12 protein-coding genes, 1 tRNA gene and 1 pseudogene are annotated in these 14,060 nt (G+C 68.8%); 7 read left to right on the plus strand and 7 right to left on the minus strand.

From position 1 onward, the window contains the following. Nucleotides 1-162: 162 nt before the first annotated feature. Entirely contained in the window at nucleotides 163-915 is a 753-nt protein-coding gene (locus Q0480_RS08915) for a cytochrome c biogenesis protein CcdA (RefSeq protein ID WP_299132160.1), read from the minus strand. A 112-nt stretch (nucleotides 916-1,027) separates the two neighbouring features. Here Q0480_RS08915 and Q0480_RS08920 point away from each other — a divergent pair, with 112 nt between their 5' ends. Continuing rightward, entirely contained in the window at nucleotides 1,028-1,312 is a 285-nt protein-coding gene (locus Q0480_RS08920) for a sulfurtransferase TusA family protein (RefSeq protein ID WP_299132161.1), read from the plus strand. Here the strand turns inward: Q0480_RS08920 and Q0480_RS08925 are convergent. Then, nucleotides 1,303-2,835: a M10 family metallopeptidase gene (locus Q0480_RS08925; RefSeq protein WP_299132162.1), complete on the minus strand. Its 1,533-nt coding sequence runs from the start codon at nucleotides 2,833-2,835 to the stop codon at nucleotides 1,303-1,305. The two genes, Q0480_RS08920 and Q0480_RS08925, sit on opposite strands and share 10 nt — an antisense overlap. A 400-nt stretch (nucleotides 2,836-3,235) precedes the next feature. On the opposite strand from Q0480_RS08925, the gene radC reads away from it, so the two are divergent. Beyond that, nucleotides 3,236-4,141 carry a DNA repair protein RadC gene (radC, locus tag Q0480_RS08930; protein WP_299132164.1) on the plus strand — a complete coding sequence of 302 codons (906 nt, stop codon included), beginning with the start codon at nucleotides 3,236-3,238 and terminating at the stop codon, nucleotides 4,139-4,141. Here radC and Q0480_RS08935 read toward each other — a convergent pair. Next, nucleotides 4,134-5,426, minus strand: coding sequence for an ROK family transcriptional regulator (locus tag Q0480_RS08935; protein ID WP_299132165.1), 1,293 nt, complete (start codon nucleotides 5,424-5,426; stop codon nucleotides 4,134-4,136). The genes radC and Q0480_RS08935 overlap by 8 nt on opposite strands. A gap of 173 nt (nucleotides 5,427-5,599) precedes the next feature. Here Q0480_RS08935 and Q0480_RS08940 point away from each other — a divergent pair, with 173 nt between their 5' ends. The 4 genes from Q0480_RS08940 (at nucleotide 5,600) to Q0480_RS08955 (ending at nucleotide 9,221) form a co-directional block, all read left to right on the plus strand. After that, a complete protein-coding gene (locus Q0480_RS08940; RefSeq protein WP_299132166.1) occupies nucleotides 5,600-6,628 on the plus strand; it encodes a sugar ABC transporter substrate-binding protein in 1,029 nt (342 codons plus the stop codon). 121 nt (nucleotides 6,629-6,749) lie between these two features. After that, nucleotides 6,750-7,817 carry an ABC transporter permease gene (locus tag Q0480_RS08945; RefSeq protein ID WP_299132167.1) on the plus strand — a complete coding sequence of 356 codons (1,068 nt, stop codon included), beginning with the start codon at nucleotides 6,750-6,752 and terminating at the stop codon, nucleotides 7,815-7,817. Nucleotides 7,818-7,821: 4 nt separating this feature from the next. Beyond that, complete coding sequence (locus Q0480_RS08950; RefSeq protein WP_299132168.1) at nucleotides 7,822-8,601, plus strand: ATP-binding cassette domain-containing protein; 780 nt, start codon at nucleotides 7,822-7,824, stop codon at nucleotides 8,599-8,601. Then, nucleotides 8,598-9,221 carry a nucleoside triphosphate hydrolase gene (locus tag Q0480_RS08955; protein ID WP_299132169.1) on the plus strand — a complete coding sequence of 208 codons (624 nt, stop codon included), beginning with the start codon at nucleotides 8,598-8,600 and terminating at the stop codon, nucleotides 9,219-9,221. Before Q0480_RS08950 ends, Q0480_RS08955 begins: the two co-directional genes overlap by 4 nt. Before the next feature lie 901 nt (nucleotides 9,222-10,122). Here Q0480_RS08955 and Q0480_RS08960 read toward each other — a convergent pair. After that, nucleotides 10,123-10,199: transfer RNA gene (locus Q0480_RS08960), tRNA-Arg, on the minus strand. A gap of 130 nt (nucleotides 10,200-10,329) precedes the next feature. On the opposite strand from Q0480_RS08960, the gene Q0480_RS08965 reads away from it, so the two are divergent. Next, a complete protein-coding gene (locus tag Q0480_RS08965; RefSeq protein ID WP_299132170.1) occupies nucleotides 10,330-11,352 on the plus strand; it encodes an IS110 family transposase in 1,023 nt (340 codons plus the stop codon). Nucleotides 11,353-11,637: 285 nt separating this feature from the next. On the opposite strand, the pseudogene Q0480_RS08970 reads toward Q0480_RS08965, so the two are convergent. From Q0480_RS08970 to Q0480_RS08980, 3 genes and pseudogenes are all read right to left on the minus strand, one after another. After that, nucleotides 11,638-13,187: pseudogene (locus tag Q0480_RS08970) on the minus strand (IS66 family transposase). 63 nt (nucleotides 13,188-13,250) lie between these two features. Continuing rightward, nucleotides 13,251-13,598, minus strand: coding sequence for an IS66 family insertion sequence element accessory protein TnpB (tnpB, locus tag Q0480_RS08975; RefSeq protein ID WP_299132171.1), 348 nt, complete (start codon nucleotides 13,596-13,598; stop codon nucleotides 13,251-13,253). Continuing rightward, a complete protein-coding gene (locus Q0480_RS08980; protein ID WP_299132172.1) occupies nucleotides 13,595-13,969 on the minus strand; it encodes a transposase in 375 nt (124 codons plus the stop codon). Before Q0480_RS08980 ends, tnpB begins: the two co-directional genes overlap by 4 nt. Nucleotides 13,970-14,060 lie beyond the last annotated feature (91 nt).

Raw genomic sequence — 14,060 nt, forward strand, 5'->3', positions numbered from 1 at the left:
CGCCTCCGGGCCTCCGGCCCTCCAGCGATCGGCCCGGCCGAGGCAGTGCCTCGGCATTGTCGGGCCTGCGCCTCGCGTACCTTCGGCGCGCTTGGTCGGAAAGTCAACGAGATGGGCCGTTGGTATTAGCCACCAGACGATTCCGTCTGGCTGGATATTGCTCTAACCGATCGCGGCCAGCGCCGGAAAGGTGTCGAGCAGCCAGAAGGACATTCTGGTAAAGCCGCCAGTCAGCATGAGCAGGCCGACGGCGAGCAGGAGCGCGCCCATCGCCCGCTCGATCAGCGCCATGTGGCGCTTCATGCCGGCCATCAGCGACAGCGCATGCCGCATGAAGAGCGCCGTCAGCAGGAAGGGCACGCCGAGCCCGGCGGCGTAGAAGGCCATCAGCAGCAGGCCGCGCTCCACCGACCCCTCCTGCGCCGCCAGCGACAGGATCGAGCCGAGCACCGGTCCGATGCAGGGCGTCCAGCCGAAGGCGAAGGCGAGCCCCAGCACATAGGCGCCGAGCGGCGTGCGGCCCGAGACCGGCGCGTCGATCCGGACCGAGCGATAGAGCAGCGGAATGCGCAGGACGCCGAGAAAATGCAGCCCGAAGAGCACGATCACCAGACCCCCGGCGACCGCCATCTCGCGCTGGTAGGCGAGGAACAGCCGCCCGAAGGCGGAGGCGGCGAGGCCGAGCAGCAGGAAGACCGTGGAGAGGCCGAGCACGAAGAACAGGGCGGCCTTGGTCACCTCGCGGTCGGCCGAGGTACCCTCGCGCAGATCCTCCATCGTGGCGCCGGCCATGAAGGCGAGATAGGGCGGCACGATCGGCAGCACGCAAGGTGAGAGAAAACTGAGCACGCCCGCGATGCCGGCCACCAGGAGCGCCGGCGCCAGCGAGGCGTCCCAGAGGTCGATGCCGAACATGCGTTTCACCCGTCGCGAACCGGCACCCTAGCGGGTTTCGCCGAGCGCGTCACCACGCCGCGGCGTCACATTGGCGTGGACAGCGGCGTCGCGGACCGCTAGCCGGATCGGCATGGACCGCGATCAGGATGCCCAGAACCCGGACGCCGAACTCGACGCGCGGGGGCTGCTCTGTCCCCTGCCGGTCCTGCGCGCGCGCAAGCGGCTGGCGGCGATGGCACCGGGCGCGGTACTGCGGGTGCTGGCCGACGATCCCGCGGCGCGGATCGACATGCCGCATTTCTGCGCCGAAGCCGGACATGAGTTCCTCGCCGACCTCGCGTTCGAAGGCTCGGCGCGGAGCTACCTGATCCGGCGGAGCGCCGACGCCGGACAGCCGGTCCCGCGTCAGAGATAGAAGTCTTCCGCCGTATAGGCCGAGGCCCGGACGGCGCCGTCGGCGATGCGGATGTCGAGGTCCGGCGCCGCGTCGCGGTCGATATTGCCGTAGACATGGGTGACCGAACCTTCGTTCGCCAACCAGAGCCGGCCCGTCCCCTTGCCGTCGCCGAAGACGAAGGCCTGATCGCCGTTCCGCGTGGAGTTCGCATCGATGTCGCGCAGGTCGATCCGGTCGCCCGGCGCCGCGCCGGGAGCGTCGAAGGCCGCGCCGCCATCACCGGCGGAGAGGATGTCGCTCCGCCCCGGCCTTGACCAGGCGGCGGAGGTGAATTCGAACCGGTCGGCCCCGGCCCCGCCGATCAGCCGGTCGGCGTCGTGCCCGCCGTCGAGCCAGTCGTCGCCAGCGCCACCGCGCAGCCGATCGACATCGTCGCCGCCGAACAGCGTGTCACGGCCCTCCGCGCCGTTCAGCCGGTCATCGCCCGGCCCGCCTTCGAGGCGGTTGCGCGCGACATTGCCGGTGATCGCGTCCGCGCCGGCGCCACCGATCGCATTCTCGATCAGGGAGCGCGGATCGTCCTTGTATCGCAGGGCGTTGAACACGTTCGCCCGGGCATAGCCATCATTCCGGCCGCCACCGAGATAGGCCAGTTGCCACTCGGAAAAGGTCGAGTGCTTGCCGGGCGCCAGATTGATCACCATGTCGGTGCCATAAGCCGAGAGGTCGTAGGTATCGACGCCGCCGCCATCCCAGATGGTCGAGAAGATCCGATTGTCGCCCGGCGTCAGCGCCACCTCGCCGTTCACGGTCATCTCGCCGCTGCGCGGGCTCCAGTGATAGATCGTGGCATCGGCGTTCGTCGTGAAATCCGCGCCGTAGAGGTACTGAAGCGCGGCGATGTCGAGCATCATGTAGGTCTGCGGATAGCCGATGCGCTCGTTGGTGTAGCCGTCGGTCGGGCCGCCGATATAGGACCGGTAGGTCATGACCGAATATTCGAGGGAATCGACATTCGCCGGCAAGGCGCCGTGATCGACCTTCTCGTGGCCGTGCTTCAGCCCGAGCGTATGGCCGAGCTCGTGCAGGGTGGTCTGGTAGTCGTAGTTTCCGGCGACCGGGAAACGGCCGGAGCCGCCGAAGAACGCATCGCCGGCCAGTTCGTCATAATCGGGCGGAAAGGCATAGGCGGTCTCGGGATCGCTGGAATTGGCGAAGCGAATCGTCGCGCCGCCGGGCGCCGCGGCGGCGTAGCCGATGCCGAGGTTGGTGAAGCCTTCGACCGAAAGGCCGGCGGCGCCCGGCGGCTGGTCAAAGGGATCCGCGTCGAGCGCGGTCCGCGCCACGCGGAGTTGGTCCTCCGACACATGGCCGAGATCCGGGAGCGGCCAGGGATAGTCGGACTGATAGTCCGACGCGCCGTCGGGGTCGCCATAGGTGATCCGGTTGCCATACCATTTGTAGTAGGTGAGCAGGCCGTCGATGCGCGGATCGGACGATTCGGTGAAGGTGATCACCTTGGTCGGCGCGCCGGATGCCAACGGATCCCGGGACGCCGACGAAACGGAAAGGCTCACTGACTACACCCCCTCAAACTTCATCGACGGGCGCGGCGGGCGCCATGACGTCGATGTCGCGGGCGGAAAATCCTCGCCCCTTCGCATGCCGCGCCCCAGACCACCCCCGGCGCGGGCGCCGCCAACCCTCGGGTCGCGCGACGCTAGACCGCGACATAGGGCAAGCGCGCGGAGGGGTTCAAGGCCAGGCGGACGGCCCCCGGGCGCAACCGGCGGGATTGTGCCCGACGAGCAACGGCGCCCGCCCCGCGGGTCGACAGGCCGGCCCGTCGGAAACGCGACCGGCCACCCCGACGCCGACTCGTTGAACGCGAGGTTTTATTAACCAAGATTGGGCAGCCTTCGCGCCAATCAGGAGGCGCGCATGGCACGGGATTCGCGACGGGATTCGGACCGGGAGTCGGGGCCCGGCTCCGGACGTAACTACGGACGGGACTTCGGGCGGGGCTCGGGCTTTTCGGAGGAGGCGCTGCGCGGTCTCGCCGACTTCGACCGCAGGCTGCCACCGGCCGAGGCCTATGCTCGCGACCCCGGTCCCGAGCGCGTCGCGCCGGAGCCGGCGGCGCACGGCCCGTCGCCGCGGCCCGAAGGCTACGCGCGGCCGCACTACTGGGGCCACCGCGAGCGGCTGCGCCAGCGCTTCCTGGCCGGCGGACACGCGGCGATGCCGGAATATGAACTGCTGGAGCTCCTGCTCTTCAATGCCATCGGCCGGGTCGACGTGAAGCCGCTCGCGAAAACCCTGCTCAGTACCTTCGGCGACCTCAATGGCGTGATCGCGGCGTCCGAGGCGCGGCTGATGCGCGTCGAGGGCGTGACGCCGAAGGTCTATCTGCAATTGCGGCTGATCGAGGCGGTGTCACATCGGATGGCGAAGGCCAAGGTGATGCGGCGCGAGGTGATCGGGTCCTGGGACGCGCTGATGTCCTATTGCAAGACGGTGATGGCCTATCGCGACACCGAACAGTTCCGCATCCTGTTTCTGGACACCAAGAACACGCTGATCGCCGACGAGGAACAGGCCAAGGGCACCGTCAACCATGTGCCGGTCTATCCGCGCGAAGTCGCGAAGCGGGCGCTGGAGCTGGGCGCGACGGCGATCATCCTGGTGCACAACCATCCGTCGGGCGATCCGACGCCGAGCCAGCCGGACATCGACATGACCGAGGCGATCGACGCGGCCTGCCACGCGATCGGCGTCGAGGTGTTCGATCACATCATCATCGGCAAGGAACGGGACGCCTCCTTCCGCTCGCTCGGCCTCATCTGATCGTTCGCGCCCGGGCGCGCTGTTGTTCGCGCGTGCCGCGGTCGGGCGAAAGCGGATCGGCGAAACCGCGAAGCGCCGAGGAGGCATGCCGCTCGACCAGATAGTGATCGAAGAGCGGCAGGCTCGCCCCGCCGAGCGCGCGGGCGACGGGGCCGATCGAGCCGGGCAGCAGGAGCGGCGCGTCGATGCCCGAGAGATCGAGCCGGCCGAGTTCCTCGCCGACCGCGCGCAGCAACCGCTGCTGGATCTCCACGGTGAAGGCGCCGTCGATCACCGCCGCCTCGACATCGATCGTGGCGCTGGCGGCGACGATGGCGTGGGCGATGCCACGCGCCGCGGTGGCGAGCCACGCGTCGAGATGTTCGCCGAACACGTTCCAGTCGGCCGTCGGGTCGTAGAGCGCGGCGATCGGCAGGCCGGCGGCGACGAGGCGGCGCTCAAGCAGGACCAGCGAGCCCTGGTTGATCAGCTGCTCCATCCCGCCCTTTCCGTCCGGCACCGGCATCGAGCCGAGCGCGGCCGCGTTGCCGGTGCGGCCAGTGAACAGTCCGCCGTTCAGCACGAGGCCGCCGCCGATGAACGTGCCGATGTAGAAATAGAGGAAATCGCGCAGACCCGAATTGTCGCCGAAGGCGAGCTCGGCGCCACAGGCCGCCGTGGCGTCGTTCTGCAGATAGACGGGATAGGGCAGGACGGCGGCCAGCTCCGCCCGGATATCGACATGCCGCCAGGGCGCGAGATCGGCGACCGGCGCGCCCACCGCCTCGGCCCATTCCCAGAGCGCGAAGGGCTGGGCGACGCCGATGCCGGCGATGCGATCGGCCCGCGGTCCCAGCAGCTCGGCGCAGGTCCGCGTCTCTTCGATGATATGGGCGATGGCTTCGGCCGGCACCGGATAGGCATAGGTGAAACCGACCCGGCGGCGAATGGCGCCGACGAAATCGACCAGCACGATGTCGAGGCCGCGGCGCCCGATCTTGACGCCGATGAAGAAGGCGCCGTCCGGGTTGATCGACAACGGCACGGACGGCTGGCCGACGCGGCCGCGCAGCGGCTGGCCCCGACGCAGCAGCCGGTCGGCTTCGAGATGTCGCATGATGACCGAGACGGTCTGCGCGGACAGGCCGGTCATGCGGGCGATGTCGGTCTTGGCGAGGCTTCCATGCTGCCGGACCAGCGTCAGCACCAGCCGCTCATTATAGGCGCGCATTCCCGCCTGATTGGTTCCGCGCTGGATCGGCAGGACGCCGTCGTCGCTAACGCCCTCTTCCATACCCGATGCCATGGCCGGCGCATCCATCCCTTGCCTGGCCGATCATCGCGCCGGCGCCGGACCGACTTTAGGGTAGAATAATAAATCAGAGTGATTTATTTATTGACAGAAGGACGGGAATCAGGTCTTGTTGCGCCAAGCCGGGCGGATTGTGATCCGGTGGAACCGATGGGAAGGAAACCAGCATGAAATCAGGAACCCTGAAGGGGGGGCTTCTGGCCGCCGTTGCGCTGGGCGCTCTGGCCGCGGCGCCGGCGTTCGCGGCGGACGTATCGGCCTGCCTGATCACCAAGACCGACACCAATCCGTTCTTCGTCAAGATGCGCGAGGGCGCGACGGCCAAGGCCGCCGAACTCGGCGTCACCCTGTCGAGCTACGCGGGCAAGGTCGACGGCGACAACGAATCCCAGGTCGCCGCGGTCGAGACCTGCGTCGCCAACGGCGCAAAGGGCATCCTGATCACCGCCTCCGACACCGCGGCGATCACCCCCGTGCTGCAGACCGCGCGCGACGCCGGCGTGCTGGTGATCGCGCTCGACACCCCGCTCGAGCCGGCCAGCGCGGCGGACGCCACCTTCGCGACCGACAACTTCCAGGCCGGCCTGCTGATCGGCGAATGGGCCAAGGCGACGCTCGGCGACAAGGCGGCCGACGCGAAGATCGCCTTGCTCGACCTCGCCATCAGCCAGCCCTCGGTCGACGTGCTGCGCGACCAGGGCTTCCTGCAGGGCTTCGGCGTCGACCTCAAGGATCCGAACAAATGGGGCGACGAGGATGATCCCCGCGTCGTCGGCCACGACGTGAGCGGCGGCAACGAGGAGGGCGGCCGCAAGGCGATGGAGAACCTGCTCATCACCGAGCCTGACATCAACCTGGTCTACACCATCAACGAGCCGACCGCGGCGGGCGCCTTCGAAGCGCTGAAGGCGGTCGGGCGCGAGGGCGACGTGCTGATCGTCTCGGTCGACGGCGGCTGCCCGGGCGTCACGAACGTCAAGGAAGGCGTGATCGGCGCCACCTCGCAGCAGTATCCGATGCAGATGGCGGCGCTCGGGATCGAGGCGATCAAGACCTTCGCCGAGACCGGCGAGAAGCCGGCCCCGACCGAGGGCAAGGAGTTCTTCGACACCGGCGTCACGCTGATAACCGACAAGCCGGCCGAAGGGGTGGATTCGATCGATACGGCCAAGGGCCTGGATCTCTGCTGGGGCTGATGCCGGCCCCGGGCGGTTGACGGACGGCGCCGGGCGCCGTCCCCGGGCGCGGCGGCGCGTGGCGCCGCGCCCGTTTCAGTGTATGCTCCGCGTCAAAACATAGCCAATGGGGAGGTCTGAAATGGCCGTGGGAGATTCGTCGACCTCGTTCGAGGCGGCAGCCGCAGGAAGTCCGCAGGCCGTGGCGCAGTTCGAGGACGAACGCACCTCGCTGCTGCACAAGATCCAGAACTGGCTGCATCAGACGCCGTCGGCCGTGCCGATGATCGTGCTGCTGCTGTCGGTCGCCATCTTCGGCCTCGCCGCCGGAAACTTCTTTCGCACCGGCACGCTCAGCCTGATCCTGCAGCAGATCGCCGTCGTCGGCATCCTCGGCTGCGCCCAGTCGATCGTGGTCCTGACCGCGGGCATCGACCTCTCGGTCGGCGCCATGGCGGTGTTCACCTCCGTCATCATGGGCACCCTCACCTTCCGCTGGGGCATCCCGACACCGATCTCGATCCTGGTCGGCCTCGCCGCCGGCACGGCGATGGGCGCCGCCAACGGCTTTCTCGTCGCGCGGATGAAGCTGCCGCCGTTCATCGTGACGCTCGGCACCTGGCAGATCATCCTCGCCGCGAACTATCTCTACTCGGCCAACGAGACCATCCGCAGCCAGGACATCGCAGCGAACGCCCCGCTGCTGCAGCTCTGGGGCTGGACCTTCAAGATCGGCGTGACGACCATATCGCTCGGCGTGGTGCTGCTCGTGATCATGGTGCTGATCATGGCCTATGTCCTGAAGCACACCGCCTGGGGCCGGCATGTCTACGCCATCGGCGACGACGCCGAGGCGGCCAAGCTCTCCGGCGTGGAAGTCAAGAGGACGCTGATCCAGGTCTATGCGCTGGCGGGTTTCTTCTGCGCCATCGCCGGCTGGGTGATGATCGGCCGCTTCGGCTCGGTGTCGCCCTCGGCCTCGACCGGCGTGCTCGGCAACATCCAGTCGATCACCGCGGTGGTGATTGGCGGCATCTCCCTCTTCGGCGGGCGCGGCTCGATCCTCGGCATGTTCTTCGGCGCGCTGATCGTCGGCGTGTTCGAACTCGGCCTCAGGATGCTCGGCACCGACCCGCAATGGACCTACCTCCTGATTGGCGCGCTCATCATCGGCGCGGTGGCGATCGACCAGTGGATCAGAAAGGCCTGATGACATGACCGAACCGGTTCTCAAGGGACGCAACCTCGTCAAGCGCTACGGCAAGGTCACCGCGCTCGACCACTGCGACTTCGATCTCCTGCCCGGCGAGATCCTCGCCGTCATCGGCGACAACGGCGCGGGCAAGAGCTCGCTGATCAAGGCGGTCTCCGGCGCGGTGGTGCCGGACTCGGGCGAGATCTGGCTCGACGGCAAGCAGGTCAGCTTCGCCTCCCCCATCGAGGCGCGGGCCGCCGGGATCGAGACGGTCTACCAGACCCTCGCGATGTCGCCGGCGCTGTCGATCGCCGACAACATGTTCATGGGCCGCGAGATCCGCAAGCCGGGCTTCCTCGGCGACTGGCTGCGCATGCTCGACCGCGGCGCGATGGAGAAGTTCGCCCGCGACAAGCTGACCGAGCTGGGGCTGATGACGATCCAGAACATCAACCAGGCGGTGGAGACCCTGTCGGGCGGCCAGCGCCAGGGCGTCGCGGTGGCGCGCGCCGCCGCCTTCGGCTCGCGCGTGGTCATCCTCGACGAGCCGACGGCCGCGCTCGGCGTCAAGGAGAGCCGCAAGGTGCTGGAGCTGATCCAGACCGTGCGCAGCCGCGGCATGCCGGTGATCCTCATCAGCCACAACATGCCGCATGTGTTCGAGGTGGCGGACCGCATCCACATCCACCGCCTCGGCAAGCGGCTCTGCGTGATCCGGCCGCAGGACTACACCATGTCGGACGCGGTGGCCTTCATGACCGGCGCGAAGGAGCCACCCGCCGAGGCGCTCGCCGCGTGACACGCGGGATAGAGACGCTCGCTTCCGATCTCCGGGAGCGGGCGCATGGACAGGATCGTTTCATCATCGCCATCGCCGGCCCCCCCGGGGCCGGCAAATCCACGTTTTCCGACGCGCTCTTCGCCGCGCTGGACCGGCGCGAGCCAGGCGCCGCCGTGGTGGTGCCGATGGACGGCTACCATTTCGACAATATTGTGCTCGGCGAACGCGGCCTTCTCGCGCGCAAGGGCGCGCCGGAGACCTTCAACGTCTCCGGCCTCGCCTGCGACCTCGGGCGTATCCGCGCGGGCGGTGGCGAGGTCGCGGTTCCGGTCTTCGACCGCGCCCTCGATCTCGCGCGCGGCAATGCCCGCTTCGTGCGCCCGGCCCACCGGCTGGTGCTGGTCGAGGGCAACTACCTGCTGCTCGACGCGCCGCCCTGGAACGCGCTGGCGCCACTGTTCGACCTGACGCTGATGCTGCGCGTGCCGGAGGCCGAGCTGCGGCGGCGGCTGGTCGAGCGCTGGCTGACCCACGGCCTCGACGCCAGCGCCGCGCTGACCCGGGCCGAGGAAAACGATATCGCCAACGCCCACCTGGTCCTCGCAGGCTCGCGTCCCGCCGATATCGCCTGGGGGTGATTCGCGACGGTCGCCGAGCATTCGCGGCGACGGTCTCGCGGCCTCCCGGCGGCCTCCCAGATGGGCATCGAGGTTTTCCGGTTCAGTTCAGGGGCCTACGGGACGCTTCGAATACGGACCCGTTCAACGGACGGGCGCGGCGCGCGGCAAGACTGCATCACTGCCCGGAAAACGCTCACGCACAGGGGTCCGCCTGCGAATTCTGGTTGATTTTGTACGAATGACTCGGGAATAACCTTGGTTGCGTCAAATGCGAAAGCCTTCGCGCGGTTTTTTTGAGTATCGATTGACGAGTTCCAAGTTTGCTCGCCGGAGGAGAGGACCAACCTCCGCGGACCGTGAGGTTCGCGGTGCCGGGTGGCGGATGTCCGATTGATCGAACACCCGCCTTGTCGGCTGCCAGGACGACCTGTGTGTGAGGGGTAGGGTGGTCGCCGCGGCCCCGTGATCTCTGCTTAAGGGATCATGGGGCCATTAACGCCGACGTGGCGCGGTTTCGCAATATCATAAATCCGGCCGGGGTTCGGCCCGGCTGGCTTCGAGCCAACGGCCCGCGCGCGCCCGGCTCTTGGCATTTTCTCGCGAAATCAACCGGTTCACCGGCAGATCGCAACTGTTGTTCCGACGCCACGTTTTGCGAAGATCGCACGGACCACGTGGAACCAGCGGAAATCCGCCGAACAGCGGCGCGCCTCGTGGCCCCTGAACCGCCGCGATCCGCGCCGCCGGAGGACACATCCTCGCCCCCCGCCGCCCCCGCCGGGGCGAGAAGTCCGCGCGACCGCGCCATCCGCCATATCGAGGGGCGCGATCCCCCTTCGCGCCGACTCCGGCGTGATCAGGCCGCCGATCAAGCGCCGCGCCAGACAAATCTTGTATAAATCAACACTTTAAGGAGATCTGGCGGACTGGGGAGGATTCGAACCCCCGACCCCTTGATTCGTAGTCAAGTGCTCTATCCAACTGAGCTACCAATCCGTCGCGGCGGGACGTACTCTGGTGGTCGACGTTTTGCAAGGCCGAACGTAAGCGATGGGGTGGACGCCCCCCGACGGCATCGGTGTGCCAAGGTAGCGGGTGTTGAAGCACCGCTACGAGGGGAGCGTCCATGAAAGAGGTTAGCATCATCGGCCTGGATCTGGCCAAGAACGTGTTCCAGGCGCATGGCGCCGCGGCGGACGGGTCGGTGGTTTTCCGGCGCAGGCTGTCGTGCTCCCAGCTGGTGAAGTTCTTCTCTGCGCAGCCGCCATGTCTGGTTGCGATGGAGGCCTGCGCCAGCGCGCACCATTGGGCGCGGACGATCGGGGCTCTGGGGCACACCGTCAGGCTGATCCCGCCGGCCTATGTGAAGCCCTTCGTGAAGCGGCAGAAGACCGACGCGGCGGATGCCGAGGCGATCGCCGAGGCGGCGGCGCGGCCGACGATGCGGTTCGTCGAGCCGAAGTCCGAAGAGCAGCAGGCTGCGGCGATGGCGTACCGGACCCGCGACCTGCTGGTGCGTCAGCGCACCCAGACGATCAATGCGCTCCGCGCTCATCTCGCCGAATATGGTGTGGTGGCGCCCACCGGCGTCGCGCATGTCGGCCGCCTCGCCGCTGTTCTCGAAGGGAGCGACAGCGAGCTGCCGGAGGCAGTGACGGCTCTGGGACGCATGCTCGTCGCGCAGATCGTGGCGCTGAGCGGGCAGATCGAGAAGCTGGACAAGGAGCTGCGCCAGCGTGCCGGCAGCGACGATGCGACCAGGCGGCTGATGACGATCCCCGGCATCGGGGCGATCACCGCCACGGCGCTCACCACCTTCGCGCCGCCGTCCGAGACCTTCTCCAAAGGGCGCGACTTCGCCGCCTGGGTCGGCCTCACGCCGCGCCAGCACTCGAGCGGCGGCAAGGAGCGGCTCGGGAAGACCTCGAAGATGGGCCAGCGCGACATCCGCCGTCTGCTGATCACCGGCGCCGTCGCTGTCGTGAGGTGGGCTGCCCGCAACGGCGCTCCCGAGGGGTCGTGGCTGGCGCGGATGATGGCGCGCAAGCCGCGGATGCTGGTCGCGGTGGCGCTGGCCAACCGCATGGCGCGGATCGCCTGGGCGCTGATGCGCAGCGAAGAAGTCTATCGGGATCCGGCGGCGGCGTAAGCCGCACCCGGGTTGACGTCGCGGATGTGAGCGGGGCGAAGGGAACGCAAGGGCAAACGGTCACGAGACCGGATCGGGCGAACCAGCTCCCGGACGAAGCGCCTCCGAGCGCGGGTAAGCGAAATGGTCCCGATCTGCATATCTCCATACAGGCCCGCGGCGACCAAGGCCGCATCTTTGAGGCCGGACACACGACCGCACCTGACCACATGCTCGACCGTTGCCAAGAAACCGCTTGCATCCCAGGGGGCGTCCACACACGTCCGGTGAGGTCGGCTTAGGCGCTTAGGCTGTTGCCGCGATGTTCCAAGGCAGCAGTTCGCCGATGCGGTTGATCGGGTGATCGGCAATGCGGGTTAGGACGTCGCGGAGGTAGCGTTCCGGGTCGAGACCGCTGAGCTTGGCGGTCTCGATGAGGGAGAGGATGCCGGCGGCGCGGTGGCCGCCCGCGTCGGAGCCGGCGAAGAGCCAATTCTTGCGTCCGAGGGCGACCGGGCGGATGGCGCGCTCGGCGGCGTTGTTGTCGATCTCGATGCGGCCATCGCCGAGGTATCGGCAGAGTGCAGGCCAGCGGGTGAGCGCATAGCGGATGGCCTGGGCGACTGCGCCCTTGGCGGGGACGCGGGCGAGGTCCGCCTCGAGCCGAGCCTTCAACGCCTCGACCTTCGGTGCGGCCCCGTCGTCGCGGGCACGGCGGCGGTCATCTGGTGGCATGCCGCGGACGCGGGCCTCCACGGCGTAGAGCTCGGCGATGCGGGCGAGGGCGTTCTCGGCGATCGGCGCCGGGCCGGCGGCGGCGAGGTCGAAGAACTCGCGGCGGACGTGGGCCCAGCAGGCGGCCTCGAGCACCCGGGGAGTGCCGTCAGGACCGCGGGCGCGGTAGATGTCGTTGAAGCCGGCGAAGCCGTCGGCATGCAGCACCCCGGCGAAGTCCTGCGGATGCGCCCTTGGATGCGCTCCCTTGCGGTCAGGGCTGTAGAGGTAGCAGGCGGCGGGCGGTGTCTCCGTGTCGCCGGTGGGCCGGCCGTCGCGGACATAGACCCAGAGGCGGCCCTCGCGGGCGCGGCCGCGGCCGGGGTCGAGCACCGGCATGGGCGTGTCGTCGCCGCGCAGCCGGTCGGCGGCGAAGACATGGGCGCGGAGCGCGTCGATCAGCGGCGCCATCAGCGCGGAGGTGCGGCCCACCCAGTCGGCCATGGTCGAACGGGCGATCTCCACGTCCTCGCGGGCGTAGATGTCGGACTGGCGGTAGGGCGGCAGGTGGTCGCAGTATTTGGCGCGGAGGACATGGGCGACGAGGCCGGGCCCGGGCTTGGCCCGCGCTCGATCGGCAGGCTCGGCGTCGGCGCCTGCGCCGGGGCGTCGCAGTCGCCGCAGGCGTAGCGGGGCCGGACGTGGCGGATGACGCGGAACGAGGCGGGCACGTATTCCAGCACCTCGGTGACGTCCTCGCCGCGCTTGCGCAGCGATCGGCCGCCGCGGTCCGGGCAGACCGGATCGGGCTCGTGGCGCACCTCCACCCGCGGCAGATGCGGCGGCGGGACCTGGCGGGCGGGCCGATCGGGCGCTGAGCGGACCGTCGGCGTCGTCGACGAAGCCACCGAGGCGGTCTCGGCCAAGGTCGCCTCGCCGTCCTCGAGCGCGAGTTCCAGTTGGGCGATCGCCCGGTCGAGCTTCTCCGAGGAGGCGCCGAACCGGGCCCGCTTCAGCGCGGCGAGCTGTGCCTTCAGCCGGTCGATCAGCGTGTCGCGCGAGAGCAGCGCGGCCGCCTGCGCCCGGACGATCGCCTGCGGGGCGGCGGGATCGGAAGGCAGCGCGTCGAGCCGGATGTCCATGACCGGAGTCTACCCGCGCATGACCTCCCGAGACAGCATTATCTCACGGAATCAGCGGGATAGTCAGGCAACGCGGCCCGGCGGCGCGCTCCAGGACGGCCGCCGCCAGTCGATCCCCTCCCAGAGCATCGCGAGCTGCGCCGCCGTCAGCCGCGCCACCCCGTCCGCCGGTGAGGACCAGGGAAAGCGGCCCTTCTCGAGCACCTTGTAGTAGAGGCGGAACCCCTGGCCGTCCCAGGTCAGCAACTTCAGCCGGTCGCCCCGGCGGCCGCGGAAGGCGAAGACCGCCCCCGAGCACGGATCCCGCCGCAAGACCTCCCGCGCCTTCGCCGCCAAGCCGTCGATCCCCTTGCGCATGTCGGTGGCGCCGCAGGCGAGGTAGGCTCGGACGCCGGTCCCCGGCCCGATCATGCCCGCTCCAGCGCCCGCGCCAGCCGGCACAAGCTGTCCGGGTCGATGTCGGGATCGACCCGCGGCCGACGGCCGCCGACCAGCGTCACCTCGACCGCCTTCGCCCGGCGCCTCGCCCTCGGCGCCGCCGGCCGGATCGACGCCTCGCTCATCTCCACCGGCAGAAAGACCAGCGGTGTCTCCGCAACCGCCGTTGCTGCGGCGTCCCTGAACAGCCGCCGCCAGGCATAGAGCTGCTGCGGACAGAGATCATGCCGCCGCGCCACCGACGCCAGGCTGATCTCGGGCGCATCGGCTTCGGCGAGGATCCGAAGCTTGTCCTCGTCGCTCCAGGTCCGGCGCCGCTCTCGTCCGAGGATCTCCGCCCGCACCATCCGTCCACGCTCACTTCGAAACCAATTGCGAAATTATACCAGCCGCCATAAGTCATGACACCTTCGCCCACGCTCGTCTGGAAACGGA

The organism is uncultured Amaricoccus sp., from assembly GCF_937891315.1.
Lineage (GTDB): Bacteria > Pseudomonadota > Alphaproteobacteria > Rhodobacterales > Rhodobacteraceae > Amaricoccus.

What these genes read in the sequence shown, in the direction of transcription:
- radC (WP_299132164.1), top strand. Translation starts at nt 3,236, where the DNA reads ATGGCACGGGATTCGCGACGGGATTCGGACCGGGAGTCGGGGCCCGGC.
- Q0480_RS08950 (WP_299132168.1), top strand. Translation starts at nt 7,822, where the DNA reads ATGACCGAACCGGTTCTCAAGGGACGCAACCTCGTCAAGCGCTACGGC.
- tnpB (WP_299132171.1), bottom strand. Translation starts at nt 13,598, where the DNA reads ATGATCGGGCCGGGGACCGGCGTCCGAGCCTACCTCGCCTGCGGCGCC.
- Q0480_RS08920 (WP_299132161.1), top strand. Translation starts at nt 1,028, where the DNA reads ATGGACCGCGATCAGGATGCCCAGAACCCGGACGCCGAACTCGACGCG.
- Q0480_RS08935 (WP_299132165.1), bottom strand. Translation starts at nt 5,426, where the DNA reads ATGGCATCGGGTATGGAAGAGGGCGTTAGCGACGACGGCGTCCTGCCG.
- Q0480_RS08915 (WP_299132160.1), bottom strand. Translation starts at nt 915, where the DNA reads ATGTTCGGCATCGACCTCTGGGACGCCTCGCTGGCGCCGGCGCTCCTG.
- Q0480_RS08965 (WP_299132170.1), top strand. Translation starts at nt 10,330, where the DNA reads ATGAAAGAGGTTAGCATCATCGGCCTGGATCTGGCCAAGAACGTGTTC.
- Q0480_RS08940 (WP_299132166.1), top strand. Translation starts at nt 5,600, where the DNA reads ATGAAATCAGGAACCCTGAAGGGGGGGCTTCTGGCCGCCGTTGCGCTG.
- Q0480_RS08945 (WP_299132167.1), top strand. Translation starts at nt 6,750, where the DNA reads ATGGCCGTGGGAGATTCGTCGACCTCGTTCGAGGCGGCAGCCGCAGGA.